Genomic DNA, 26,648 nt, shown 5'->3' with positions numbered 1-26,648 from the left:
TCGAAAGCGTGGTGCTATTGCGTACTGATGGCTGTTTCGGGTTGCCGCTCTTCTTGGGCCAGCACCGGCACGTACCGTGGGGAGACGGGAGAGGTAAAGACTACGGCTTTGATTTCGGGGTACTTAGCAATTGCCTGCTTAGCAAGGCGCTTCTGGTTCTGCCCTTGCGCCTCGGTGAGAAGCAATACGGGAATCTTGTGGAACTCCAGATTCTGGCGCACCTGCTGACGGAACTGCTGGTAGGTTTGGTTGCCTGCGGGGGCGAATTCAGCTACCAGGCTGGACGTCACAAGCCAGTCTACGTTTATCATGCCGGGGAAATAAGCCGCTAATGAATCGGGCTGGGGCGATTCCCAGAGCCACACGGCGCGCTCCAGGCCAGCTGCGTACACCTCGGCTCTGAACTGACGCCAAGCCCGGCGGTGCTCCCGGGCATTGGAAGCATGGATAACCGGACGGAGCATGATGGGCTGGCTGAAGTTGGTCAGCTGTCGGGCGTGCTGGCGCCAGGTGGTGTCGCGCAGCAACTCCGGCGTGAGCGACCAACTCAGCAAGGGCACCGAGCCATTACGCAACAGCTGCTCCACGTGGGCACGGGAAGCATTGGGGAAAGCCATTTCAGGAAAAGCGACATTCACGATGTTATTGAGCGGGCGGGTGTCCAGCCTTCCTATGGCCGACTTCTTAGGCAATGGAGGGAGTTGCTGGGCTTGCCAGGTTTCTCCCGACACTGTATTACCTGTGCGCACTGCTGAATCAGCATGCCACATCCACTTAAAGGTTAGGTAGTTATGTTGTAACTTGTCTTTGACTACGAACTTTAAACGACCCGTCAAGTGCCCAAGGACAAGCAACAGTGCTAGGGGTACGGCCATCCGGCCCAGGTTGGGAAGAAATCGGGCGTGAAGCCACTGATGAATGCGGGCAAAAGCCCGACTGAACTTTCCAGCTAACTCAAAGGCCGCCAAGCGCTGCTGTACCGAATGCAACAAGACCTGCTGGCCCATCAGTACCACTGCGAGCATGATAACGGCGTTGAGCACGGCCAGGCCCGCCAGAAACCACCCGTAGGCGTCGCTCATCAGATGTAGCCCGTGCCAGGCCAGTACCAACGAGGCCAGCAGCAATACCATATTAGGAATGCTGAGCACCCAGGCATTGGCCCGCTCGCCCTCTTTGGGCGTGGGAATGTAAGGCACGCGCACATTGACTAGGGTGTATACAAACCCTAGCGTGTAAACCCACCAGGTACCAATGCGCAGCAGCCCACCGGCCAGGTGCAAGCCTACTTCGTGGGGCTCGCGCAGCCACCGCTGGGCCCGGGCCCGAATGAGCAGCGATATGCCTACCACGGGGCCCATGTGCAGTGCAAAGGCCGACAGGTGAACATTCCAGGGAAACTTACTCATCCACAGGCCCGCCAGCGGCACAAATAAATCAATCAGCGCCACTACGCCCGACAGAAAGTAAAGCGGTAGGGTAAAGTAGTGCAGCTTCTGCCGCCAGGTAAACTTGCTGAACAGCCGCGGGTACACGTGAAAAAGCAAATCGAAGGCCCCGCGGGCCCATTTGAGCTGTTGCGCGTAATAGGCCGCCAAGGTGCTGGGCACCAGCCCGCGGCTGAGTACTTTCGGTACATACACCGATTGCCAGCCTGCGGCGTGTAGGCGCATGGCCGTGTGCATGTCCTCCGTGAGCCCGGCTGCATGGCCACCAATGGAGTCGAGGGCAGCCCGGCGGAAAGTGCAGTTGGCCCCGATGGCCTGGGCCGTGCCGTAGCTGTTCATGCCCATCATCAGCGGCCCGTAAAAGTGGTACGTCTGCTCGGCCGCTCCCCGCGCAATCAGGCTTTCATCTTGGTTGCCGTACGCCTGCACCACCTGCACGAAGCCTATTTCAGGGTTTTCGAAATAAGGCATCACATGGTCGAGGAAGTCCGGCGTGGGCACATGGTCGGGGTCGAGCACCACGCAGCACTCGCCGGTGGCCTGGCGCAGGGCATTGTTGATGTTGCCGGCCTTGGCATTCACCTTTACCTCGCGGGTAACGTGTACTACGCCCAGCGACTCGCACACGCTGCGCAGGTAAGGGTCGTTGCCTTCGTCGCAGAGGTAACTGGTGTGCGGGTAGGTAATGGCCTGCATGGCTTCCAGCGTCCGCACTATCATGTCCAGTGGCTCGCCGGGGCAGGCCGTCGTCAGCACATCCACGGTCCGACGGGTAAAGGCCGGTACGGGTGGGGGCAGCGTTTCGCTTACGCTCACGTAGTGGTACCACTCGTGCAACATGCGTAAGAGTTTGAAGCCTAGTGAAATGGTCAGCAACCAGAACAGCGGCGCGTAGCCGATGTGCTCAGGGTTGGCAAACCAATACAGAAACTGCAGCACCAGCAGAACGCCGAGCGCAACAAGGATGCGCATCTGGCTAGTGCCTTTGGCTTTGCGAATCTGTAACTTAGGAACTGGGGAGGTATTGGTTTGCAGGAGAACGACAGGTGGCGTCAGCGTTTCCTTCATGGCGTAGGAGTAAGCGGTGAGGGGCAGTCACATGAAGCCTGGATAGCAATATTCTACAGGTGGAATGACGAGCTGAAATGAGAAGTAGGCGAACGGCAGACAAATGCTAATCAAGTACAAAATTTATAAAGAATATAATTATAGCAAATCAGAATTCAAGGTGAACTTAAACTTGTACAGAAGTGAAGCTTGGCTACGTACGAGCTACATTTGCATTCGTTGTTTATGGATGGGTTTGATGCAGTTCTTTTTTAACATCAAAGTGAGATTAGGGCTACGGCTTATTTCCGGTGGCCTGCTTGGTATTGTCGCTGGTTGTGGCATGGCCACTGGCAATCAGTCGGATGAAGCGGTGACCGGGCAGGAAGTCGGAGCCCAGCTCCCTGCGGGAGTTGTGCCCGTGCGCATCGAGCAAAAAAATGGCCGGGCCCGTTTACTGCGCGGGGGAAAGCCGTATTACATCAAAGGCGCTGGCGGTATTGAGCGCCTGGCCGAGGTACGGCAGGCCGGAGGCAACTCTATTCGCCTGTGGAGCACTGATTACGCCGACAACTTGCTGGATGAAGCGGCTCGGCACCAACTCACCGTCATGTTGGGCATCTGGATTCAGAGTGAGGTGGAGGGCTTTGATTATTACGACCGCGAAGCCGTGAAGCAACAGCGTGAACTGGTGCGGCAGCAGGTGCTACGCTACCGCCACCATCCGGCCCTGCTGATGTGGAATGTAGGCAACGAACTGAACCTGGAAGCCAAAAACCCGCGCGTGTACGAGGTGGTAAACGATTTGGCCCGCATGATTCATGAACTGGACCCGTACCATCCCGTCACCACCACCCTGAGCGGCCAGCTAAATATGATTCAAAACGTGAAGGCGTGGTGCCCCGAGCTGGATGCGCTGTCGGTTAACGCTTACGGCAGCCTCAACAGTCTGCCCGAAGACCTGCGCCGCCTGGGCTGGGAGAAGCCTTACATCGTCACTGAATTTGGTGGTAAAGGATGGTGGGAAGTCGACCGCACCAGCTGGGAGGCACCCATCGAGCAAACCAGCACCCAGAAAGCCGAATTCGCCCGGGGCTTGTACAAAGGCTCCATTGTGCGCGACAGTACGCACTGCCTGGGAGCCTATGCCTTCTATTGGGGCTATAAGTTTGAGCTGACGCCTTCCTGGTACAGCCTGTTCACGCCCCAAGGTGAGAAAATGGCCATGGTGGACGTGTTGCAGGAACTATGGTTGGGGCAGCAACCGGCCAATCTGGCCCCGGTGATGGGGGCACTGAAAGTGGCCGGCAAAACCGCCGAAGGCAGCCTGCAGCTGCAGCCCGGGACCCGCTGCACCGCCCTGGTCACGGGCTCCGATCCGGAAGGCAAGCCCCTGCAAGCCCGTTGGGAAGTGCTGCCGGATAAGACCCGACAGGAAGAAGGTGAGCATAAGCCCCGCTGCACGCCATCGGAACCAGTAATCGGGGCCGTGGCCGAGGCCCAAGGAATGCAAGCAGTGCTGGTGGCCCCAGCCAAGCCCGGCCGCTACCGCCTGTTCGTAACGTTAGCTGATGGAGAGGGAGGAGCCGCCACAGCCAACGTGCCTTTTTATGTCAGTAAGGACGCTCTATAAGTAAGAAACGTCAAACGGTCGGTGGTTTAAGCGACCACCGGCCGTTTGACGTTTCGAAAAGAACACTTTAGGAAGAAAGGCTTACCGCTGAATCAATACTCAATCGGTAGGCAGACCGCCTTCTTTCAAGGTAGCGTAGCCGCCGGCATTCACCACATTGCGAAAGCCGTTCTGCATCATAAGCGCTGCTGCCTTGCCAGACCGGTTGCCGCTGGCGCAATAGAGCACGTACGTGGCGTTGGGGTCGAGCTTCGTGAATTGCTCCTGAAAATCAGTGGAAAGAAAATTCAGGTTCCGGGCCCCGCGCAAGTGGCCACCGGCAAACTCGGTAGGCGTGCGCACATCCAGCAAAATCGTGTTGGCCTTGGCCAGCAGCTCGCGGGTTTCGGTAGCCGTGGTATTTCGGACGGTCTGAGCCTGAACCGACGATAAACCAGCCGAAAAGGCCAGCGAGAAGAGCAGTAGTAAAAGCTTTTTCATAGCACAGATGGAAAGGGGGAGGCCTTGTCAAGGTAACAAGGCCTTTCCCGAAAAAATGTGCCTCGACAGTATTAAATTTTCTTACAGCCCACCATCCGAAACCATTGCCAGCAGGTCCGTCTCGCCGATGATGGGCACCTTCAGGGCAGTGGCCTTTTCGCGCTTGGCCGGACCCATCTTGTCGCCGGCTACCAAGTAGCTGAGCTTCTTGCTGATGGATGAGCTGATCTTGCCGCCGTTACGCGCAATGATCTGCTCCAATTCCTCGCGCGAGTGCTGCTCAAACACGCCCGACAGCACAAACGTCAGCCCATTGAGCCGGTCGCTCAGCGGCTGCGGAGCCTCGCCGGTAAGCGCTAGTTGTACGCCCGCGGCTTGTAGCCGAGCCACCAACTCACGGTTAGCAGGGTCTTGGGCCCAGGCAGCCACGCTTTCGGCAATAACCCCGCCGACTTCGGGCACTGCGGCCAGCTCTTCTACCGAAGCATTCAGGATCGGCTCAATGCTACGGTAGTGCGCGGCCAGCTTTTCGGCTACCGTCTCGCCTACGTAGCGGATGCCGAGGCCGAACAGTACGCGGTCAAAAGGCACTTCCTTGCTTTGCTCCAGGCCGGCAAACATTCGCTGCACCGACTTTTCGCCGAGGCGGTCGAGCTGTACCAGCTCGTCGCGGCGCTGGGGCAGGTCATAGAGGTCGGCGGCGGTGCGCACTAGTTCCAGGTCGAAGAAGCGGCCCACGGTTTCGGCACCGAGACCATCGATGTTCAGGGCCTTGCGCGAGACGTAGTGTTCCAGCTTGCTTTTGAGCTGCGGCGCGCAGCCCCGCTCATTGGGGCAGCGGTAATGTGCCTCTCCCTCAGGACGAACCAGCGGTGTGCCGCAGGCCGGGCAAGTAGTGGGGTAGATGATGGGCTGCGCATCGGCAGGGCGGGCCAGCAGATCGACACCTGTGATTTTGGGAATGATTTCGCCGCCTTTCTCCACGAATACCATGTCGCCAAGGCGCAGGTCGAGGGCCGCAATCTGGTTGGCGTTGTGCACCGAAGCGCGCTTCACGATGGTGCCCGCCAGTGGAACTGGGTTGAGCAAGGCTACGGGCGTGACAGCACCGGTACGGCCCACCTGGTAGATGATTTCATTGAGGCGGGTGCGCCCGGCCTCGGCTGGGTACTTGTACGCAATGGCCCAGCGCGGGCTCTTAGCCGTGAAGCCCAGCAGCTCCTGCTGCCGCAGGTCGTCGATTTTTATCACGATGCCGTCGGTGGCTACCGGCAGTTCGAAGCGCTTTTTGTCCCACTCATGGATGTAGGCCAGCACCTCATCAATGGTGCCGCAAAGCCGCCAGGTGTCCGACACGGGCAGGCCCCAGCGCTTCAGGGCCTCCAAGGCAGCGCTGTGGGTGGGGAAGTCGCGGCGGGAGCTGAGGTAGCTGTAAGCATAAAAGCGCAAGCGGCGGGCTGCTACCACGGCCGAGTCTTGGAGCTTGAGCGTGCCCGATGCCGCATTGCGAGGATTAGCCAGTAGCGGTTCACCGTTTTGCTCCCGCTCAGCGTTCAGGTCGTTGAACACCGACAGTGGCATAAATACCTCACCGCGCACCTCGAAGTCCTGCGGCTGGTTTTCGGTGGGGCGCAAGTGCAGCGGCAGTGTCTTGATGGTGCGCACATTGCTGGTCACCACGTCGCCGCGGGTGCCGTCGCCGCGGGTTACGCCTTGCGTGAGCTGGCCGTGCTCGTAGCGCAGGCTCATGGCCACGCCGTCGAACTTCAGTTCGCAGACGTACTGGTACTCGGCGCCTTCCAGGCCACGTTGCACCCGCTCGTCGAACTCCCGCAGGTCGGCTTCTGAATAGGTATTGGCCAACGAGAGCATGGGGTAGCGATGCTCGGCCGTAGGAAATTGCTTGGTGATGGTGCCGCCCACGCGCTGGGTGGGCGAGTTGGGCAGCGCGTACTCGGGGTACTGCTTTTCCAACTCCTGCAACTCCTGCAGCATGTGGTCGAACTCCTGATCCGATACCTCGGATACGTCGTTCTGGTAGTACTGGTAATTGAGGTAGTGCAGGCGTTCGGTGAGGGCACGGATCTTATCCTGCACGGCAAACAAATCAGTCATAAAAGCAAGGCGAAGGAAGGGGGCAGCGGATACCGTGCCGGGGTAAAAATAGTGGTGCCACCGCTCAAAGCCGTGGCACCACTGACAATCGTTCGCAAAATCCGAGAAATCGGCGGAGCTGAATTAAATCCGGAATCAGTTTTTGATCAAAACGCCGTTGGCCTCAAAGTTCACTTGCTGCTCGGGTTTGGTAATGGCAGCCACTTCCTTGTCCGACTTGCCGGCGTCTTTAGCATAGTGCTGCAGGTCGGCTACCGGCACCTGTTCGCGGTGCACCCAGCCGTCCATTACCACCGTTTTGCCTTTTGCGTCTTTGGGCACGAAGAACGCGTAGTCCTTAAAACGTACGCGCATCTCTTTGCCATCGGCCGTTTGCACTTTCATCCAGCAGCCCTTGGCTTGGCACACGTCGGTAATCTGCCCTACCAGCTTCACCTGAGCCGAGTCCTGACTACCCAGTACGGTAGGCAATGCCGACATGGGCTGGGCCCCTTCCTCGCTGATGGCTTCGCCGTAGGTTTGGCCAGCCGGTGCCGCCGGAGCCGTTTCAGCGGGCGTAGCGGCGGTTGTTTCAGAAGCGGTTTGCTGCTGGCAGGCGGCCAGCACGGCCAGCGAAGCCGCCAGCGCAATTAGTGAGCGTTTCATGTTCAGTATCTGAGCGAAAGGAACCTTCGCAAACATACGAATTAGCAACTGCTCAACGGTCACCAGCGGTGCGGCGCGTAAGCTCGGCCACGTGGTCCAGCTCGCCGTCGACATCACGCATCTCTGTACGCACAATTCCCACGCCGGGGGCGTAGTAGTCGATGACGCGTTTGGTAGTGCGGCGTACCAGGTCAGCCCGGGCCTGGGTGACGTACTGATAAGTGGATTCCACCTTGTAGCACTGGTAAGTGCCGGCCGGTACGGTCAGGCTGGCGGGCCCGCTTACCTTTCGTTCGTTGACGGTAGTAATGACTTTGGCCAAGTCCAGACTGGGGCTGCTTACCTGCACCGTTAGGCTGCCGCCGGGCAAGGAACCGGGGCTGGGTTGGTTTGGCCAGGCCAGATGTACCGGCTCAAAAGCAAACTTTCGGTCGCGGAAGGAGCGGAGCATGGCCGGATCAAGCAGCAGGCGGCCATCGGTGAGCACCGTGTCGTTGCGGCAGAGGTACACGTATTCCTCGTTGCGCTGCAGGCGGTTGTTGGCGTCGTACAGGCTGCTCTTGAGGAGGGTTTCGGTGTATGCGGGCTTCTTCTTTTCCGCCGGCCGCTCCGTAATACTCACCACCTTCAGGATTTGGGTACCCTGCGGCTTGTTTTTTTCATCGGTAAGCTGGTACGTCAGCTCTGCATTGCTAGCCAATCCGAAGGGGTTGCTGCAGCTCAAGGGCACATCGGCTGATGCTGAAGTAGAAGGCTGCTCGGTGACGGGGGCCACAGGTGGAGGAGTGGTCGACTCAGGGCGGGTGGAACACGCCAGCAGACTTAAGCCGATGGCTGGCAGCAGGGCGGCGCGCAAACAGATGGTATTCATGGTCAAGAAGCTCAGAATCAGAATGACAGTCGAACTGTTGTGCTTGCATACGCAAAACCCTGGTTGGGGATAATGCACCGGTCGAGTTGGACCTGCGTATGGAGGTATGCGGCCCAGTGGCTTTATTGCGGCCGTTTCAATGGTTTTTCAGTTTTTAATTGCCGCACCTTATGGCTGATCCTACCCAATCCTCCGCCAACTGGGCCGACATGGCCGCCTCGCTGCTTTCCAAGCTTTCGGGTGGCGTGGAGCTAGCCTGTACTTTTGAGCAGATGGAGCTGCAGATGCCCAACCCGCAGAACCCGGCTTCGTCGACTACCTGGCGTTTGAACGGTTCGTTGCGCATTCGCACCAAGGGCGAAAACCTACCCAGCGGCGCCCTGCCGCCCGCTAGCTCAACTACTCCCGGCTTCGGTGGCTAGGGCGCTGGATCTGGAGGCCCGCCTGGTTATCAGCTGGAACGGACACGACATTCAGCTGGCGGCTTCGGGCACCTACATCATCCTGAACTTGCCCAGCTCCCAGGTGCTGGACGAACTCACGGGCGCGGGCAAAAGCAGCGGCCCCAAAAAACCGAAAGTACCCGGTGCCCCCGACCCCATGCAGCAACTCAATGACTTGTTGCTGCGCCTGGGCCTCGTGCTCGATCTGCGGGTGGCTGGTAAGACTTGGGTGACTTTTGGGGCGGGCCGCGGGCCCAAAATTACGCTGAATGCGGTACTAGGTAAGATCGGGGCATTTTTCCGTAACTAACTGAACTGTGGTGAAAAAGGCGGCCGGGGCCTGGCCGTCCCCTATCTTTTTCCGTACCTTGTTTTAAGGCATCTCCCGGAACAGCGCGCAAACCATTTGGGTTTACAGTGGTCTTAGGAGGGTGGTGTCGTGCCACCGCCATAGGTCATGAATTCGGATAGAGAACGTAAAGGCAAAGTAGGAGCGGGGCGGCCAGCCCCGCCCTTCGCTCGCATCGAGAGGGTGCCACCGTTGGTAATGCTGCTGTACCTAAGCCTCGTGGGGGTGACGGTGCTGTTTGCGATACTGGTAGCCCTGTATATTCAAACGCGCGCCAACAACGGCTCGGTAGGCAGCGTGCACCCGTTTCCGCGCTGGTTTTCGTTGAGTACCGTGGTGCTGCTGATCAGCAGCTACGTGCTGGCGCAGACCCCGCGTCTGTACCGCGACGATGACGTCGGGGGCTTGGCCCGAGGCCTGGGGGCCACGCTGCTGTTGGGCTGCATCTTCGCCGGCTTGCAGGTGCTGGGCTGGCGTGAGCTGAATCAGCAGGGTATCTTTTTCACTGGGGAGCCCTCCGGGACTTACGTATACTTAATCTCAGCCCTGCACGTGGTGCACATGCTGGGCGGCATGCTGTTCGTGCTGGTGCTGCTGGTGCGAACTTCCTACGCCGCCCGCGACGCGGTGCGTACCCTGGTATTTATTCGTAACCCGTACCGGCGCATGCAGCTTCGCTTGCTCAGTATCTACTGGCATTTCATCGGGGCGCTTTGGGTGGCACTGTTCATGATGTTCTTGTTTTTATTCTGAACTGGCTGTCTTACGGTACCGCATCAGATACAAAAAGCCCCGGCCGCATGAGCAGCCGGGGCTTTTTGCTGAGAAACTAAACTACCTACATTTTGCCGTTGGATTTGGGTAGCACTGTCACAGTGCCTTTGAAGCGACGTTCATCCGTGAATTCGATGAGGTAATAATACACCCCCTCCGGTACGCCCAAGCCATTCCAGCGGAACGAGCGTTCGGTGGAGCGGTACACCAGATTGCCCCAGCGGCTAAATACCTTGATGGAGGCGAAGCGCTGGCTGCAGAAGTCTTTGGGCAGTAAGCTGTCCAGGGCGAAGAAGTCATTTTTACCGTCTCCGTTGGGAGTAAATACGTTGGGGGGCAGAAACTCGGGAACCGGTGGCCGTATCACCTCAAAACGAACCACGCGTTGCTGCGGAACCGGCTGGCAGGTGTTTTCCTGGAGCGTAAACGTTACATCCATCTGGTCCTGGCCGGCCGCGTCGCAGTTGGCTTCCCAGCGGAAGCGGCCCGCTATAGACCCGTTGCCCCCAGTGGTGCTGAGCGTCATGCCGGCGGCGGCCATGTCGAAGTTGTTGCCCACGGCTGTCAGCGTCAAGCCGTTCAGATCGGCATCGGTACCGTTCAGGTTGGCTTCGTACACCCGGCCCAGTGGCATACGGATGACGATGGGTGGTGCAGTGGGCGAAGTAGAAGCTGGCGGGAAAGTGGAGGCAAGCACCGGGGGCGTGTTGGAATAGCTTACCTGCACGGGAATAAGCAGCGTGGTGCTGGTCTGACGCTCCTGGCAGGGGTTGGCCGCCGCGACTATTTCAAACTCATGCAGCCCCCGGGCCACAGCCCGGCAATCGACGCGCCAGCTGAAGCGGGAAACAGTGCGGCCCGGTGCCGAGCTTAGCGTGGAGAGTTGTGCCCCCACGGAGGCTGGCGTAAAGCCTCGGCCGTTCATTTCCAGCGTTACCTGGTCGGCATCGGCATCCAGACCTTCGATGTCAAACTGCACCAAGTCACCTACGCGCGCCGAAAGCGGAAATTGTGTGGGCGTGGAAACCATGGCCACAGTGGGCACTTGGTTTGGCGGCGACTGCGCCCGGAAAGCCACCCGCACGGTGTCGCGGCGCGGCAGGCTGCAACCGTTGTCCGCCACGATTACATCGAGCAGAAATACCCGACCGCGCGTGTTAAAGCACTCCGGGAAGCACAGCGTGGAGGTGATGGTATCGGGCTGGCCGGGCATGCGGACCATGCCTTGGGTCACCGTCGGGGTCGGCAGCATAGACTGCGGAAAATTCACGGCCCGTAGCTCCAGGCGCAGCTGCGAGGGCGCGTCTGGGTCGGTAAAGCTGAAACGCAGGCAGCGGTTCTGGCCCGGCAGCATGGTAAGCGTGTCGCGGCCGGGTACGTACGGGGCATTGCCGTTGCCGGGCGGGCGCACCGTCATCTGGGGCGTTTGGTTGCGCGGGCAACTGATAACCAATAATTGAAAGTCGCGCCGAACTTCTCCGATTTTTACGCCGTTCCGGAATTCCGAGCAACGCACCCCAAACACAAACAGGCCCTGCCGGGTGGGGCGGACGGTAAGCCGGCCCGAGCTGCGGTTGATGGCCAGCGTGGGGTTGCCGGGCATCTGGTTGTTTACGCTCAGCCCCGTCCCCCAGCGCACCTCGGTATAAGGCGCCGGAAAAGGGCGCAAAGGGCGCGGGTCTACGGTGGTAGCATGGCCGTTGAGCGGCGTTACCATTTCGTACACCAGCGAGTCGCCATCGGAATCTTGTCCGCCAAAATCGAAGTAGAACAGCTCGTTGATGCAGGCGTAGTCGCTCAGGGGCGGGAAGATGCGGGGGGAAGAATTGCGAAAGGCTTGCCCATTGCGCACCACGGCCGGAAACTCCAGGTAGTAGGTCTGGCCCGCGTCGCCGGGGGTGAGAATATTGCTGATGACGCCATTACGGCAGCACCGCTCTGCGGCCACGTAGTAGCCGTTCACGCTGTTAAACACGTCTGGTGCAAGCTCCACCGAAGCAGAATATACCAGACGCCGCGTGCTCAGGGAACCGATGGCGCATGCCATGCTGGTGTAGGGCACGAAGGTGTTCTGCGACAGCGGCAAAGTGACGTCGCGGAGGCGTCGGTTGCTGACGCGCTCGAAAATGCTGGCCGTGGCTTCGTTGTCGAGCGCTCCGGCGTTGCCATTGATGGCGTCGAAATACAGCGTCAGTGTCAGCCGGTAGGTGTTACCTGACTGATGCTGCATGTCCAGCTCGCCGCCCACGATGTGCGTGGCGCGTGCCGAGGGAATCAGCCACAACAAAAGGGCTAAAAGAAGAAAGTAGCGGTACGGGCGCATAAGCTAGGGGTAGGTGTGTCGGGAGGTGAGCGGTACCTCGTGCCCTTGGAAGGGGCGTGCAATAGGTTACAAATTACAACAGAATCAATCTGTTTGCACCAATATTCGCTGCTAACACTTCTGATTGGCAAAGCCCGTAAATTGCAAACGAGCCACCGGTGGTGGCAACCCTTGTTTTAAGCCATTTCCTCCCTCGTTATGCGTCGTTTTTACTGCTTACTGCCAGCCCTGTTGGTTGCTGGTAGCGCCTTTTCGCAAGTGCCCGCGCCGCGCCTCTCGAGCGCCGACCTGGAAATGGGCGGCCGCCAGTGCTCCGAAGCGCACGCTTCGGCCGCGTTGCGCCAGCCGTCGGCTACAGTAGAGCACCGCGCCAAGATGGAGCGCTACGATGTCCAGCATTACAAACTGGACATTGCGCTGGAACATAATTCGCGCAACGTGAGCGGCAATGTGCTTATCCGGGCCCGAAACCAATCTGGCCAGCCGCTCGATTCCATGGCCTTCGAGTTGTTCAATCGCAACGCCGCCAATACCTGGGGTTATTTTATCGATTCAGTAGTAGTGGACGGAAGGCGCAGCTCTGGCTGGCGCCGCGCTAGCCACGATGTAACCGCCGCGCTACCACAGGCAGTGGCTCCCGGCGGAGTTTTCAATGCGCGTATTTATTACCGCGGCACGGCGCCCAACAGCAACTCAGCCGCCATCGGGAATGCCCTGAACACTGCTACGGCAGCCGGAATCAACGTGACGTGGAGCCTTTCGGAGCCGTTCAGCGCCCATGAGTGGTTTCCTTGCAAGCAGGTGCTCACCGATAAGGCCGACTCTTCGGCAGTCTGGGTAACTACCACCAACCCGAATAAAGTAGGCTCCAACGGCCTTCTGCGGCGAGTAACGCCCCTGGCCAATAACCGCAGCCGCTACGAGTGGCACTCGCGCAACCCCATTGCGTACTACCTGATTTCAGTAGCCGTAGCGCCGTACATCGAGTACGTGAATTACGCCAACCCCGTGGGCGGGCCGCGCATTCCCATTGTCAACTACGTCTACAACCAGACGACGCTGAACAACGTCCGCGGCGAAATTGACCGTACGCCTGGGTTCCTTGAGCTCTTCTCGACGCAGGCAGGCCTGTATCCTTTCGCTAATGAGAAGTACGGCCACAGCATGGCCCCCATCGGCGGCGGAATGGAGCACCAGACCATGACCACGCAGGACGGCTTCAACTTCACCTTAACGGCGCACGAGCTCTTCCACCAGTGGTTTGGCAACAACGTCACTTGTGCCTCATGGGAAGATATTTGGCTGAACGAGGGCTTCGCCTCGTACGGCGAGTACCTGGCGCTGGCCCAGCTAGCTACCCCAGCCGCTGCCCGCCAGTGGATGGACCAGACGCACACCATTGCCCGCTATAACTACAGCTCCGCCACGCAGTCGTACAGCCTCTTCCAGCCCGGTGGCTCGGTGCGCGTGCCCGACACTACCAATGTAGGTCGCATTTTTAGCTCGCGCCTCAGCTACAAGAAAGGCGCTACGGTGGTGCACATGCTGCGCTACTTGCTGAACGACGACACGAAGTTTTTCCGCGCATTGCGCACTTTCCAGAACACCTACTCCGGCCGCACCGCCCGTACCATCGATCTGCAGCGCGTGTTTGAGCAGGAGGCGGGCCGCTCCCTGCAGTACTTTTTTGATCAGTGGTACCGCGGCGAAGGTTACCCAACTTTTGCCGTACGCTGGAACCAAGTGGGCAGTAATGTGCTCCTGCGCGTGGCCGAAACGGTGAGCATGCCCACCGTCACGCCGTTCTTCGATACGGAAATGGATTACCGTATTCAATTTGCTTCTGGTACCAGCACCACCGTGCGGCTACGTCAATCGCAGGCTACGAATGAATACGTGCTACCCATTCCAGTCGGGGCTAGCGTAACAGGCGTCACTATCGACCCCGATCAGTGGGTGCTGGACCACCAAAGCACCGTAGTACAGGATATCACGTTGGTGCTTAACAACCGCGCTGCCCGAGCAGCTGAACGCCTGCCGGTGTTCCCCAATCCGTGCCAGGATGTGCTGTACGTGCCGCAGGCCGCCAACCGCGGCACTGTAGCAGAGGTGTCGGACGCTACTGGCCGCTTGGTGCTGCGTCAGCCGCTGGCGGGCACCGCGCCGCAGATAGATGTGCGCAAGCTCAACACCGGGCTGTACCAGCTGCGTCTCCAGCAGCCCGACGGCTCGTACACGGGCTGGAGCCGTTTTGTAAAAGAATAGTGCGACGCACCCCAACGCAACGGCCCGGACAGGAGACTGTCCGGGCCGTTGCGTTGGGGCTTTCCCAGTTTCTAGAGCACGTTGAATACCGACTCCATTAGCTTGTCAAACGAATAAGCCGCGCAGAACATGGGGTCTTGTATAGGGTTGCAAGCCAATCGGATAAAGCCTGGCTGACCGTTCAGGCTAACCAAATCAACGGCGACGGTACCAAAACGCTGCACGCAGCGCCCCGTTTGGGGACAGTCCGTAGGGTCGGGCTTAAGAAAGTGCTTGGCGATGGTTTCCGTATAGCGCGGGTGTTGGCGTGTCCGCAAATCGGAGGTCGTCAAATGATAACCTAACGGAATAATTCGGTCCCGAATCAAATCAAACAAGTGACGGAAGTTGTCTGGGCCGATGCTGGGGTCGTACAGTAGTAAGGCTCCTTGCTGACCGCAGCTTTGCAGCAGTTGCACCCGCATCCCGCCGTGCCCGGTGTGCATGCCGGCTTTGCAGTAGTGGTATGCCTTAAAATAGGGCCCCAGCCAGTTCAAATACACTTGCTCTTCGACCCATCGGGCGTAAGCCCGCAACTCAACGGGCGTGCGTTGCAGTGGTTGCCAATTGGCATCGGCCCCTTGGCCCTTAAGCAAGTGTTTAAGGAAATTTAACAAGCGAAATTGATAGCACAGAACGAGCCAAAAACACCCGCTCCGTCAAATAGTTTCGCTATTCTTTGGCTGAGCTGCCACTCCGCTCGCGTCCGCGCGTCCATATCTGGGCCCGGCCGATAATGGCAAACCCGATATAGCCCTTCACTTCCAAGCGCTCAGGGCTTAGCTGGCGCACGTAGCAAGAGTAAGTACGCCCATTGTTAGGATCGTATATCTCGCCCCCTTCCCAGCGGTTGGTTTCCACGTTGTAAGTAAGGTGTTGAAGCACCACTAGGCCGATGTGAGGATGGCTGCGACGCTTGGGGTCGGGATTGTGGACGTCGAGGAGTGGATGTCCGTCGGCATCGGTCGGATGCAGCAAGGACACAATGCGCCCGCAGAGCTGCTCGCCGCACCGGTATAATTCGATCTGAGTTTCTCCCCGCTCATCAGCCCATACCCCTAGCGGCGGCGCGTTTTCCTGCGCCAGGGCGCGGTTGTACGTCGCCACCAAAAGGGCTAGCATCAGGAGTAGAAAACGAAAAAATCTCACTGGTAGAGGGTATGACTGCCGCACAAGGTAGCAAATGCAGCGGGCAACAAAAGAAACAGCGCCCGTTCCACTAGCCGGAACGGGCGCTGTCGATAGTAGGTTCACGCGGAGCTTAGCGTACGCGCGTCCAGGTTTGGGAACGGCCAATCATGGAAATGCCGATGTAGCCTTTAACCTCCATGGTATTGGCGTTGATCATTTTCATGTAGCAGGAGTAGGTTTTGCCAGTTTCCGGGTCGTAGATCTTGCCATCGTCCCACTTGTCCGGGCCGTCTTTTTCAAAGCCTGACATGAACACCATACCCATACGGGGGCGGCTGCGCAGCTTGGGGTCAGGATTTTGGGTGTCGGTTTTGGGTTTGCCGGTGGCCGGGTCGTTGGGCACCGTCAATGACACAATCTTACCGCACAGCTTATTGCCGCACTGATAAATTTCAAACGTGGCTTTCTTTTCGCTATTTGTCCAAACCCCAAGTGGAGAGGCATTCTGGGCCGAGGCAAAACCTGCGACGCCTAGCAGCAGGACCAGGCAAAGGAGCAATTTCTTCATAACGCGAACTGGGTGTAGGGAGGGTTACAGGGGAATATATGCAAACTCAACTTGACGTTGTCATAATGCCCGACCACACAATGGCAAGTAGCATACCAATACCCGCGCTGAGGCAATAAATACTTTCTGAGGCAAAAATAAATGGGCTGACATTCAATATTATGCCTGAAAAACTACGCCAGCAGGCAAAAAAAAGCAGTTTTTGTTTTGAACCATTCGTATCACATATAACTTTAGTGACCGTAGCGAGTGCTACAGCCCCAGCTAGCGGACCCGTGTTGTCGGTAGCGCCCCTGGGGAGATGTTTTACGAACGAGAAAGGAGGTGTACAATGTCAAGTAGTCCCAAATCCATCCTGCCAAGCCTGAGTAATGTTGTCCGCCTCACCGCCGGACGCGCGTAACACTCAAGTGTCGTGGGAATGCGTATGCACTTCCACATTACGGCAGGTCTTCGCCTAAGATGACCACTCCGGTGTCCCCGGGTTGGTCGCTTGGTAAGATGGCCACAGGATTAGAAGCCCGGTTACCTGTGAAGGCAACCGGGCTTCGCTGTTTCTGGACCTATACAAACGGGGCGAAGCTCTACATCGCCCTGCGGTATCTTAGAGCACGCGCCGCACACCCAAGAAGCGGCGCTCGTAATCAGTCCCGTCTACCTGGCTGATTTTTACGCCCGGGTCCCGGCGCGAGGAAGAAGAGTGCACGAAGCGCAGCGGCTGGCCGGGCTCTGAAATTACAATGCCGGCGTGGCCGGGCGTAGTGCTGCTCGGGGCGGTGCCGGTAAAGATGATCAGGTCGCCTTTGCGGGCCTGCTCGCGGGCTACGGGCGTACCCGTCTGGTACTGCATGGCCGACGAATGCGGCAAGGCTACTCCGAATTCCTGGTAGACATAGGTTAGAAAGCCTGAGCAGTCAAAGCCTCCATCCGGGGTGGTGCCCGCATAACAGTAGGGCTTACCAAGCTGGCGTAGCGCGAAGCGCACGACGCTATCGGGGCGGGTAACGGTGCTGCCAGTGGCGGCGCGGTATACCACCGCCCGAACAGGCGGTAAGTCACCGGAGGCAGGTACGGGCGCATCGGGGCGCAGCTGCTGCCAGGCCAGCAGGCCCAGCAGGAAAGTCATCAATAGGCCAAACATCAGCCAGACGTAACGCATAATCGTGCCAACCGCGGTAGGGTGTGGAGAACCGCGGGGCTGTGCAGCTAACGCAGTAGGCTGGTTGGGCGTTTCGCGGGGCTGGGAGCAGCGCGTTTTCAGCCGTACCTTGCAGCTACGACCGGGTGCTGCTCGTCAGTAGCTCATTTCGCGATTCACTCACCTTCACCTCCTTCATGTTATCAGTCTCTTTGCGCCATCTGGGCGCTACGGCGGCGTTTGTACTGCTCGGAAGTTCGGCGGCTTTGGCGGCCCCTACGCTGCGCTACGTGCTGGCCATGCCGGCCCCCCAAACCCACTATTTTGAAGTAGAAATGCAGCTCAGCGGCTTTTCGGGCCGTAGCACTGACGTGAAAATGCCGGTGTGGGCGCCGGGTTCTTACTTGGTGCGCGAGTTTGCCAAAAATGTAGAAGGCTTCGAGGCTAAGGCCGGCGGGCAAAACCTCGGCGTTCAGAAAATCAATAAGAATACCTGGCGCGTAACGCATGCCGGACAAAAGGACTTTACCGTTCGCTACCGGGTGTATGCCAACGAGCTAAGTGTGCGCACCAGCTTTCTTGATGCCTCGCACGGCTACCTGAACGGCACCAGCGTATTTATGTATCCCGATGGGCAAACCAAGCTGGGCTCCACCGTGGAGGTGCGCCCGGCCGAAGGTTGGAAGGAAGTATCGACTAGCCTCAAGCCTGCCGGCAACGGCCCGTCCTTCACATTTAAGGCGGAGAATTACGACGAGCTGGCTGATTCGCCTATCGAAATTGGCAACCACAAAGTGCTGCAATTTGATGTGCTGGGCACGCCGCACCGCATAGCTATGTACGGCCCCGGCAACTACGACGAGCAGCGCGTGGTGGCCGACTTCAAGCGCATTTGCGAAACCTCGCAGCGCGTGGTCGGGCAGAATCCTCTGGACCGCTACCTGTTCATCGTGCATAATCTGGAGCGTGGTGGCGGCGGATTGGAGCACTTATACTCCACTACGCTGCAGGTATCGCGCAATGCCTACAACACCGATGCCGGTTACTTCGGCCTGCTGGGCCTGGCGGCGCACGAGTATTTTCACCTTTGGAACGTGAAGCGCATCCGGCCCATCGCGCTCGGGCCGTTTGATTACGACCGAGAAAACTACACCAGCATGCTCTGGTTAAGCGAAGGCGGCACAGAGTACGTTTCGAATCAGATAGTACAACGCGCTGGTTTCCAGAAGCCGCAGCAGTACCTCGATCAGCTGGCCGCCGGCATCACACGCGTTGAGAATACGCCCGGCAACCGCGTGCAGTCGGCCGCTGATGCCAGCTTTGATGCCTGGATCAAGCAGTACCGGCCTAACGAAAACTCGCCTAACGCCGCCATCAGTTACTACGACAAAGGCGAGCTGATATGTGCGGTGCTGGACTTGTCGATTGCCAACGCTACCGGCGGGCAGAAAAGCCTCGACGACGTGATGCGCTACCTCTACGACCAGTACTACAAAAAACTGGGCCGGGGCTTTACCGATGCCGAATTTCAGGATGCCGTGGCCAAAGTAGCCGGTCGGCGCTTCGATGACTTTTTCAAGCGCAGCGTGTACGGCACTACCCGTCTTGATTACGAGGGGGCACTAGGTTACGCGGGCTTGCGCCTCGTAAACACCGCTGGCCAGCCCGATGCCAACCTTGGTGCCACGGTATCGACTAGTAGCGGCCGGGCCATGGTGACAGGTGTGCTGCGCGACGGCAGCGCGTGGCAAGGTGGCCTGAACGTGGGCGATGAAATTCTGGCCCTCGACGGCATGCGCGTCACCGACGACGTGAACCGCTACACCAGCGCCCGTCCCGTGGGCAGCGCAGTGCGCCTGCTCGTCTCGCGCGATGGGCAGCTGCGGGAGCTGTCGTTCCCGCTGCTGGCCAGCACCGCTCAGCGCTACCGCATCGAGATGGCCGACAACGCCACCTCCGAGCAACTGGCCGTGCGCCGCAAGTGGCTGCAGCTGGCTCAATAAATCCCGGTTATGATTCCCTCATCCGCCGACGTGCTGCCGAAGCCGTCGGCGGTTGTTTTGTACTCCAATGAATGTTCTTATTGTGCTGGCTCACCCCGAGCCGGCCTCTTACAATGGTCATCTAACCCGCTTGGCTGCCAGTGCCTTGACAGCCGCTGGCCACTTCGTAGAAGTGTCTGACTTGTATCAGCAAGGCTTCGGAGCTGTAGCGGGCCGCACAGATTTTGAACCGGCCATCGATGCCGATTTCTTTGACCTGCAAGCCGCTCAGCGGGCCGCCACTGCCGATGGTCAGTTTACCCCCGAAATTCAGGCTGAAATAGCCAAGCTGCGGCGGTGCGATTTGCTAATCCTGCAATTTCCTTTGTGGTGGCATTCCGTACCCGCAATCCTCAAGGGCTGGTTTGACCGTGTGCTGGCCCTGGGCTTTGCCTATGGTGGCACCAAGGAACTGGCCGGCAAGCAAGCTCTGGTTTCGCTGACCTCGGGCACCCCCAATTCGCTGTGGGATGGAACCACCTTGCCCACGCTGGAGTCGACGCTAAGTCACGTGCTGCGTGGCACACTAGCATTCTGCGGGATGGAGGTCTACGAGCCGTTCATGATCGGCGGGGCCAAACGCCTGAGCGCGGAAGAGCGGGCGGCGGCAGAGGAGGAGTTTGTTAGTTTGCTGCTGAACCTGAACCAGCGCAAGCGCCTTTTTTAAGGCTTTTGACAAGCATACGAAACAACGTTTGCCCTTTGATATCAAAGTCTATCATGTCAAGCTCGTCGAAAGGCAAAGCTGCGTAGGAGTCCACGGTTAAGATTACTCTTGCACATCAGCACACGATATGCCCTGACTGCCCTCCACTTGGCTTTTGTTTCGTTGCTCGATCAATCGGTCGAACGCTCTAAGCTCAGCGGCAACAAAAACGGCCCGCACCTACACCGTAGGAGCGGGCCGTTTGGCTTAAAGCCCCGAAAGCTAGAGCGCCTGCACGCCCAAGGCGCGGGCCACGTTCACGCGGCCCCAGCCGAAAGTGTTGCTGCGCGTAGCGTTGGAACTGGCCGATACCAGCCGCTGTTTGATTTGGTCCCGGCTTTCGTTCGGATACTTGCTCCAGACCACGGCCGTCATACCGGCCATGGTGGCCGTAGCTACCGACGAGCCGCCTACCGTGCTGGGCGCGTCGCCGCTCATGGCTAGGGAAAGGGGGCGCAGGTTGTTGCTGGCCTTTTGCATCACCACCACAAACTCCACGCCCGAGCCCACGTGGCACTCGTCGCAGCGCTGGGTAAGGTTGTCTTTCACGCCGGTTACGGCCACCACCTCACTCATGCTGGCGGGGAAGATGACGCCCACTATGCCCGCCGACCAGTCAAAGGAAGTGCCGGCAGCGCAGTAAATGAGCTTGCCGCGCGAGTAAGCATACCGAATGGCATCGGCCATTTGCGAAGAGCTGGTAACGCGGCCCATGCTCATGCTGATGATGCGCACATCGGCGCGGTTGGCAGCCAGCGTGAAAGCGTCGGACACGCCTTTTACCTCGCGGCTTTCATCCAGGAACACGTCCGCCGCGGCCCGCACAGTTATGAGGTTGGCATTATAAGCCACGCCCACCGCCGCCCCGTCGGTGCCGCGTGGGGCGGCGGCAGCACCGGCCATGCTGGTGCCGTGCCCGCAGCCGTCATCCGGCGTCTCAATGGAACCTGTCGGGATGCCAAAGAAAGTGTTGCGAGGCAGCGTCACGAGCCGCTCGATGGTGCGGCCCGAACTCAGTCCCTGATTGAAGGCCGTGCCCAGATTCTCCTGCGCATTGGAGGACCCCGAATCAATGATTACCATCTTGATACCGGCGCCCGTGCTCTGTGACCACGCTGCCCGGATGCCGTGGTAGGCATCGGCGTGGTTCCAGGAGGACTTGCTGCCGTTGCTAAGTACGGTGTAGTCGGAACCGGCAATGAGGTTGGGGGTGGCCGTGTTGGAGCCGCAGCCGCTGCTGCTCAAGGTTCGTTGGGCATTGGCCACTGTGGGATGATAGGGTTCGTAGCCCATGGGCTCGGCGTAGCGCACCGTGGCCGCGCGTCGCAGCTGTTGCACCGTGCGCAACTGTTGCACGCGTACGTTGAGCACGGGCAGGGTTTCTTCCTCAAACACCAGCAGCCGCTCCAGAGTGATAGTCGGGTCGGCGGCGCGCTCGGCGGCCAGGATCAGATTAAGCACCTGCTGGCGGGCCTGCTGGTAGGCCGGGTCATCGGCCGCTCGTGCGGGCAGGGGCACATCGGAGCCGCAACGGCCCACCGGAGCGTACCCTACGCTCAGCACTTGGTCGGAGCGTTTCAAGGCGCTCCACACCACGTGGTCGGTGGCTTGGCGCCAGTCATAGGTGCCGGTCTGGCGGGCTTTTGTCAGGATAAGATCATCGAGCTGGCTTGTGCTTAGTGCCTCGCCTACGACTTCCGGCTCGGGCTGCACCTGCTCTTTTTCGGCGCTCTGACACGCGCCTAGCCACAGCAGCGCAAAGGCTGCCGGGTACGTTGTAAAATTTCGCATACGAACGGTGGTTAGGTTGTGGAAGAGCTTAAGTCAATAAAATAATTGGATAAATACAAGTGGTAGTTTGTCCTAAAATGAGAAAGGCCGCCTCCAGAATTGGAAACGGCCTTTTGATAGCTCAACAAGTCGGCGTTAGTACACGCGCTTTAAGTCGACTTTGCGCGTGGGCGTAATCACCAAGGGTACTTTCTCGATCTTGACCGAGGAAGTATCCAGCCCAAAATACTTGTCTTCAGAAGCGATGAACTGCTTGATGTAGAAGTACGACTGCATCACCAAGTTTTCGACGAGCGGAAACTCATTTTCTACCGACAGAAACTTCTCCAACACCACGAAACGGAAGTCGCCGGTTACGTGCTGCTTGCTCAGCGACTCGTAGCGCGAGGTGATGTCTACCTCCTTGTTGCGCACGAGGTCTTCCACCACTTTGCGGAAGTATAGGTTGATGCGCTGCTCTACCCGGAAACCCAGACGGAACGTGATGCGGTAGGCGTCGTCATTGGCCAGCTCAGTCACCTTATACTCCATGGTATAAGGCTGATCGGTGGTGTCTACGTGTACAAACCAGTAGATGTCAGCTCGTTTGGGGCGCTTCTGGAAGATTGAGTAGATGATCTTCGACTCGATTTCCGTTTGCCGTTCGGCTGAGGTCATGAACACCAGGTGCGTAGAGTACTTCGGTACCGATTCATCGGCGCTGAGCTCCTTCAAGGCATCCATATATGGATCTACGCGCACAAATTCCGTCAGGCGGCGCTTGATGTAATAGGCCCGCAGCCAGACGTACATCACCGCAATCAGGCACAGGCTGATGGCCACCGACACCCAGCCGCCGTGCGGAAATTTAATGAGGTTGGCCACCAGGAAGGAACCCTCGATAGCCCCGTAAACGACCAGAAACAGGACCACCAGCGGCATGGCCACGCGGCGGGCACGCAGCCACATGGAGAGCAGCAGGGTGGTCATCATCATGGTGATGGTGATGGCCAGGCCGTAGGCGGCTTCCATGTTTTCGGAGCGTTGGAAGTACAGCACAATGCCGATGCAGCCCAGCAGCAGCAGGCGGTTCATGCTCGGTACGTACAGCTGCCCCTTGACGTCCGTGGGGTAGTTCAGCTTCACCTTGGGCCACATGTTCAGCCGGATAGCTTCCGATACTAGCGTAAAGGAACCCGTAATCAGCGCCTGCGAGGCAATGATGGCCGCCATGGTGGCCACGCCTACGCCGATGAGCAGAAACCACTCGGGCATTAGCTCATAGAACGGGTTACGGCCATCGAGCATTTCGCCTTCGTGCGAAATCATCCAGGCGCCTTGGCCGAAGTAGTTGAGCAGCAGGCAGGTTTTGACAAATATCCAGCTGATGCGAATGTTGTTCTTGCCGCAGTGGCCCAGGTCGGAATACAAAGCCTCGGCCCCGGTGGTACACAGAAATACCGCGCCTAGCAGCCAGAAACCGCCCGGCGTGTTTACCAGCAGGTTGTAGGCGTAGTAAGGGTTGATGGCTTTCAGAATTTCGGGGTGCTGCATGATGCCCGAAATGCCCAGCGTGGCCAGCATGGAAAACCACAGGAACATGATCGGACCGAAAGCCTTGCCTACGATTTGAGTGCCAAAGCTTTGGAGCAGGAACAGTCCGACCAGAATGGCAATAACAATGGGCACCGTCTGAATCTCGGGGTAGCGCGCTTCTAGGCCCTCGATGGCCGACGATACCGAAATCGGTGGCGTAATCACGCCGTCGGCGAGCAGGGCCGCGCCTCCTACGATGGCAACGCCCGAAAGCCAGGCACCGCGGCGCCGTACAAGAGCATAAAGCGAGAAGATGCCGCCCTCGCCGTTGTTATCAGCGTTCAGCGTCAGCAGCACGTACTTGATGGTGGTCTGGAGCGTGAGCGTCCAAAGCACGCACGAAATGCCGCCGTAGATCAGGTCGGCATCGATGCGGCCCGGTACCACGGCTTTCATTACGTAGAGCGGCGACGTGCCGATGTCACCGTAAATGATGCCTAAGGCAATGAGCAAGCCCGCCGTGGATACTGCGGTGTGGGCGTGATGGGAGGTCGAATTTTTCGCCTCGGCTAAAGATGTGGTGTCACTCATGACGTCGCGACGACGGCTAATTAGTAGCCACTTGAAAAAGAGGCGCGCAAAGGTAATGCACTGAGCGCAGACGGGCGACCGGCAAAGAGCCAAGCTAGAGTATGTCGTCGGGCGCCGGCTCTTGGGATACAAAGGAGTCGGCTGCTTCCGCGGTGGCAGCTTGCAGCAGCGCCATTGCTTCGGCCGCGGCACGCTGGTGGCGCAGGTGAATGCGCATGTTGGTTTCGGCGGCCAGCTTTTGCCAAGCCTGCGTATCGCCGGAAAGAGCGTGGTGTGCCTCGGCCTGACCTAGGCGGTGCAGGCGGACACGGTTGGCCCCGCGGCTGCCCCAGGCCAGCAACAGCGCGCCGCTGCCCATGCCCAGCATGGCGGTGGGCGTGCGAATCCAGTTTTGGAGAAACGCCAACGTGAAGCCGCCCAGCACCAAGGCGCCTAGCATGATCCACAGCAGCCAGCGCACTTGCTGCACCGTCACGCGTTCCAGCTCCAGCAAGGCGTAAGAGCGCCCCTCAATGGTCAGCTCATCATCGGTGAGGTGCCAACGACCGTCTTCGCTCTGCACTGGGGGGCGTGGCGGCGGCAAGGGGGGAGGAGCGAAGCCGTAAGAAATCGGTTCCATGGTGGCTAAGTGATGAGGCGATACGTGACAGGTGACAAGTGATGCGGAGCCAAGCAATTGTCAGGTCGAGCAACGCGGGATATTTGAGGCAACAAACTGCCGACTCATATGTCCCGCGTTGCTCGACACGACTTGCCGTTCCGTATGCATTTCACTTGCCACCTGTCACGTGTACCTCACTACCTAGTTATTGACTTTCAACAGCTCTACGTCGAAAATCAGGGTAGCATTCGGACCGATGTCGGCGCCTGCACCGCGGGTGCCGTAGGCCAAGTCCGAGGGAATGTACAGGCGGTACTTCGAGCCTTCGCTCATCAGCTGCAGGGCCTCCGTCCAGCCGGCAATTACGCCGTTGACAGGGAAGGTGGCCGGCTGGCCGCGCTCGTACGACGAATCAAATACGGTACCGTCGATGAGGGTGCCGTGGTAGTGCGTGGTGACGGAGCTTTTCAGCGAAGGCTTCTGGCCCGAGCCTTCCTGCAACACCTCGTATTGCAGGCCGCTCGGCAGCGAATGAATGCCCTGCTTGCCCTTGTTCTGCGCCAGGAAAGCTTCGCCTTCCTGCTTGTTCTGCTCGGCCGACTGGCCGCCGTTGCCCTGCGGCTGCTGGGCTTCCATCTGCTGCTGAAACTGCTGCATGGCGGCCTGCATTTGCTGCGGCGTGAGGCGGCTCTGCTGGCCTCCGAGGGCTTCTTTCAAGCTCTGGGCCAGCGTGTCGATGTCCAGATCCAGGCCCTGCTGGGCGAAGTTGCGGGCCAGGTCGCGGCCGATGATGTAGCTGATTTGCTGCTTGAGCGAGTTCAGTTCCATTTTGTGACTGATTACACGGATTTCGCTGATTGAATGAGCCCGGCCTGCCCAGCGAAGGTTAGCGGCCGGCTACCGGGCAGTACGCGCCCGGCGGGACGAAGGTGCAGAAAAATTGCAGGCTTCGCAGTGCCGGCAAGGTTGGCTTCGGGCAGGGTTCGGCTACAGCAGCTGGAAAAGCCACTGTAACAGGTAGTAGTGGCGGCGAAGGCTTTAGCAGAAGCAGGTTAAGTTGGCTTTGTCAACCTACCGTTTTGCAAACACCCGGTTCAAAAAATCCACCGTGTATTTAAGGGTGGGCTCAAACCAGGGATTGAACAGCACAAAGGTGTGCGGGGTATTGGGGAAGCTTTGCACTTCGCTGTAGACGCCGAAGCCGTCGAGTTGGCGGCGCATGTCGTCGCGGCCGGCGTGCATGCGGTCCACGGCGCTGTTGATGAACAGGATAGGCGGCGTCTGGGCCGAGACGTGGTTCAGGGCCCCGGCCTGGTGCCAGACTTCGGTACGTTCGGTTTTGGGAAACCCGAACCAGTGCGTGGCCGCCGAAGGGCCTTTGCGGTCGTCGCCCTCGCCGGATTCCGGATGGATGAAAGCCAGCGTGCCATCGGCATCTACAATGGCCTGCACCGCGCTGGAACGGGTACGGAAACAATTGCCGGCCTCAAACTGCGGGTCGCCGTTGGTGGTACCGATGAGCGCCGCCAGCTGCCCGCCGGCCGAAAAGCCCCACACGGCTACGCGGCTGGTATCAATGGGGTAGGTACTGGCGTTGGCCCGCATCCAACGGATGGCTGCCTTCAGGTCCTGCACGGCCGCCGGGTACTGCGCCTCCGTGGAAAGGCGGTACTCGGCCGTGACGGCCACGAAGCCCCGCGCTGCCAGCTGCTGGGCCAGCGGCACGTGCTGCGACCGGTCGCCGGAGCGCCAGCCGCCGCCGTGAATCACCAGCACCGCCGGAAACTGCTGCTTGCGCTTGGCCTTGGGGTGGAACACGTCGAGCTTCAGCGCCCGGCCGCTGGGCAGGGTGCAGTACGTCACATCCCGCTGCGAGCGGACGTGCTTCGGTACTGGCGGGCGGGCGACTGTAATATCCGGGTACTGCTTTTTGGCCTTGACGTAGGCGCTATGCACCGTGAAGGAAGTATCGCGGGGCACGGTGGCCTGCTGGGCCATACCAACCCGGGCACAGGCTAGCTGGGCTAGCACGGATAATCCAGTGCCGATGCGACGGACTAAGCGGAGTTGGGCTATCATCAAAAACGACGAATGAACGGTAAGCCAGAACGAGGGCTTTGCTGAACGATGCGC

22 protein-coding genes are annotated in these 26,648 nt (G+C 59.0%); 7 read left to right on the top strand and 15 right to left on the bottom strand.

Annotated elements, in window-relative coordinates; translation table 11 throughout:
- Positions 1 to 14: 14 nt before the first annotated feature.
- Positions 15 to 2,516 carry a glycosyltransferase family 2 protein gene (locus tag AC5FXY_RS17985; RefSeq protein WP_493558096.1) on the bottom strand — a complete coding sequence of 834 codons (2,502 nt, stop codon included), beginning with the start codon at positions 2,514 to 2,516 and terminating at the stop codon, positions 15 to 17.
- 322 nt (positions 2,517 to 2,838) lie between these two features.
- Here AC5FXY_RS17985 and AC5FXY_RS17980 point away from each other — a divergent pair, with 322 nt between their 5' ends.
- Positions 2,839 to 4,128, top strand: a complete 1,290-nt coding sequence (locus AC5FXY_RS17980) for a glycoside hydrolase family 2 TIM barrel-domain containing protein (protein WP_493558095.1) — start codon at positions 2,839 to 2,841, stop codon at positions 4,126 to 4,128.
- Between the two features lie 99 nt (positions 4,129 to 4,227).
- Here AC5FXY_RS17980 and AC5FXY_RS17975 read toward each other — a convergent pair whose 3' ends face one another.
- The 4 genes from AC5FXY_RS17975 to AC5FXY_RS17960 all read right to left on the bottom strand — a co-directional run bounded on the left by AC5FXY_RS17975 (position 4,228) and on the right by AC5FXY_RS17960 (position 8,239).
- A complete protein-coding gene (locus tag AC5FXY_RS17975; RefSeq protein WP_493558094.1) occupies positions 4,228 to 4,608 on the bottom strand; it encodes a rhodanese-like domain-containing protein in 381 nt (126 codons plus the stop codon).
- Between the two features lie 81 nt (positions 4,609 to 4,689).
- The gene (ligA, locus tag AC5FXY_RS17970) at positions 4,690 to 6,723 is read right to left on the bottom strand and encodes an NAD-dependent DNA ligase LigA (RefSeq protein ID WP_493558093.1); all 2,034 of its coding nucleotides are present in this window, start codon (positions 6,721 to 6,723) and stop codon (positions 4,690 to 4,692) included.
- Positions 6,724 to 6,858: 135 nt separating this feature from the next.
- Positions 6,859 to 7,368 carry a DUF4920 domain-containing protein gene (locus AC5FXY_RS17965; protein ID WP_493558092.1) on the bottom strand — a complete coding sequence of 170 codons (510 nt, stop codon included), beginning with the start codon at positions 7,366 to 7,368 and terminating at the stop codon, positions 6,859 to 6,861.
- A 52-nt stretch (positions 7,369 to 7,420) separates the two neighbouring features.
- Complete coding sequence (locus tag AC5FXY_RS17960; RefSeq protein WP_493558091.1) at positions 7,421 to 8,239, bottom strand: TapB family protein; 819 nt, start codon at positions 8,237 to 8,239, stop codon at positions 7,421 to 7,423.
- 170 nt (positions 8,240 to 8,409) lie between these two features.
- Between AC5FXY_RS17960 and AC5FXY_RS17955 the strand changes: the two genes are divergently transcribed.
- From AC5FXY_RS17955 to AC5FXY_RS17945, 3 genes are all read left to right on the top strand, one after another.
- Positions 8,410 to 8,661, top strand: a complete 252-nt coding sequence (locus AC5FXY_RS17955) for a hypothetical protein (protein ID WP_493558090.1) — start codon at positions 8,410 to 8,412, stop codon at positions 8,659 to 8,661.
- Positions 8,654 to 8,992 carry a hypothetical protein gene (locus AC5FXY_RS17950; RefSeq protein ID WP_493558089.1) on the top strand — a complete coding sequence of 113 codons (339 nt, stop codon included), beginning with the start codon at positions 8,654 to 8,656 and terminating at the stop codon, positions 8,990 to 8,992. The genes AC5FXY_RS17955 and AC5FXY_RS17950 overlap by 8 nt, the downstream gene beginning before the upstream one ends.
- Before the next feature lie 147 nt (positions 8,993 to 9,139).
- Positions 9,140 to 9,784 (top strand): cytochrome c oxidase subunit 3, encoded by a 645-nt coding sequence (locus tag AC5FXY_RS17945; RefSeq protein ID WP_493558088.1) that lies wholly within the window; start codon positions 9,140 to 9,142, stop codon positions 9,782 to 9,784.
- 85 nt (positions 9,785 to 9,869) lie between these two features.
- Here AC5FXY_RS17945 and AC5FXY_RS17940 read toward each other — a convergent pair whose 3' ends face one another.
- Entirely contained in the window at positions 9,870 to 12,128 is a 2,259-nt protein-coding gene (locus tag AC5FXY_RS17940) for a T9SS type B sorting domain-containing protein (RefSeq protein ID WP_493558087.1), read from the bottom strand.
- A 198-nt stretch (positions 12,129 to 12,326) separates the two neighbouring features.
- Between AC5FXY_RS17940 and AC5FXY_RS17935 the strand changes: the two genes are divergently transcribed.
- Positions 12,327 to 14,393, top strand: coding sequence for a M1 family metallopeptidase (locus tag AC5FXY_RS17935; RefSeq protein ID WP_493558086.1), 2,067 nt, complete (start codon positions 12,327 to 12,329; stop codon positions 14,391 to 14,393).
- Between the two features lie 71 nt (positions 14,394 to 14,464).
- On the opposite strand, the gene AC5FXY_RS17930 is transcribed toward AC5FXY_RS17935, so the two are convergent.
- From AC5FXY_RS17930 to AC5FXY_RS17915, 4 genes are all read right to left on the bottom strand, one after another.
- Complete coding sequence (locus AC5FXY_RS17930; protein ID WP_493558085.1) at positions 14,465 to 15,028, bottom strand: hypothetical protein; 564 nt, start codon at positions 15,026 to 15,028, stop codon at positions 14,465 to 14,467.
- A gap of 76 nt (positions 15,029 to 15,104) precedes the next feature.
- A complete protein-coding gene (locus AC5FXY_RS17925) occupies positions 15,105 to 15,554 on the bottom strand; it encodes a DUF2147 domain-containing protein (RefSeq protein WP_493558084.1) in 450 nt (149 codons plus the stop codon).
- A gap of 139 nt (positions 15,555 to 15,693) precedes the next feature.
- Entirely contained in the window at positions 15,694 to 16,131 is a 438-nt protein-coding gene (locus AC5FXY_RS17920) for a DUF2147 domain-containing protein (protein WP_493558083.1), read from the bottom strand.
- 604 nt (positions 16,132 to 16,735) lie between these two features.
- Positions 16,736 to 17,290 carry a C40 family peptidase gene (locus AC5FXY_RS17915; protein WP_493558082.1) on the bottom strand — a complete coding sequence of 185 codons (555 nt, stop codon included), beginning with the start codon at positions 17,288 to 17,290 and terminating at the stop codon, positions 16,736 to 16,738.
- Positions 17,291 to 17,466: 176 nt separating this feature from the next.
- Between AC5FXY_RS17915 and AC5FXY_RS17910 the strand changes: the two genes are divergently transcribed.
- Positions 17,467 to 19,272 carry a M61 family metallopeptidase gene (locus AC5FXY_RS17910; protein ID WP_493558081.1) on the top strand — a complete coding sequence of 602 codons (1,806 nt, stop codon included), beginning with the start codon at positions 17,467 to 17,469 and terminating at the stop codon, positions 19,270 to 19,272.
- 67 nt (positions 19,273 to 19,339) lie between these two features.
- Positions 19,340 to 19,978, top strand: coding sequence for an NAD(P)H-dependent oxidoreductase (locus AC5FXY_RS17905; RefSeq protein WP_493558080.1), 639 nt, complete (start codon positions 19,340 to 19,342; stop codon positions 19,976 to 19,978).
- A gap of 261 nt (positions 19,979 to 20,239) precedes the next feature.
- On the opposite strand, the gene AC5FXY_RS17900 is transcribed toward AC5FXY_RS17905, so the two are convergent.
- The 5 genes from AC5FXY_RS17900 to AC5FXY_RS17880 all read right to left on the bottom strand — a co-directional run bounded on the left by AC5FXY_RS17900 (position 20,240) and on the right by AC5FXY_RS17880 (position 26,594).
- Positions 20,240 to 21,808: a S8/S53 family peptidase gene (locus tag AC5FXY_RS17900; protein WP_493558079.1), complete on the bottom strand. Its 1,569-nt coding sequence runs from the start codon at positions 21,806 to 21,808 to the stop codon at positions 20,240 to 20,242.
- A 135-nt stretch (positions 21,809 to 21,943) separates the two neighbouring features.
- Positions 21,944 to 23,914, bottom strand: coding sequence for a KUP/HAK/KT family potassium transporter (locus AC5FXY_RS17895; protein ID WP_493558078.1), 1,971 nt, complete (start codon positions 23,912 to 23,914; stop codon positions 21,944 to 21,946).
- Positions 23,915 to 24,008: 94 nt separating this feature from the next.
- A complete protein-coding gene (locus AC5FXY_RS17890; RefSeq protein ID WP_493558077.1) occupies positions 24,009 to 24,533 on the bottom strand; it encodes a hypothetical protein in 525 nt (174 codons plus the stop codon).
- A gap of 183 nt (positions 24,534 to 24,716) precedes the next feature.
- A complete protein-coding gene (gene bamJ / locus AC5FXY_RS17885; RefSeq protein ID WP_493558076.1) occupies positions 24,717 to 25,343 on the bottom strand; it encodes a BamJ family beta-barrel-assembly machinery protein in 627 nt (208 codons plus the stop codon).
- Positions 25,344 to 25,586: 243 nt separating this feature from the next.
- Positions 25,587 to 26,594 carry an alpha/beta hydrolase fold domain-containing protein gene (locus tag AC5FXY_RS17880; RefSeq protein ID WP_493558075.1) on the bottom strand — a complete coding sequence of 336 codons (1,008 nt, stop codon included), beginning with the start codon at positions 26,592 to 26,594 and terminating at the stop codon, positions 25,587 to 25,589.
- Between the last annotated feature and the right edge of the window lie 54 nt (positions 26,595 to 26,648).

This window comes from Hymenobacter sp. FMD4, from assembly GCF_058932745.1.
The sequence above is the reverse complement of the archived record's forward strand: the minus strand, read 5'-3'. Positions and strand labels throughout refer to the sequence as shown.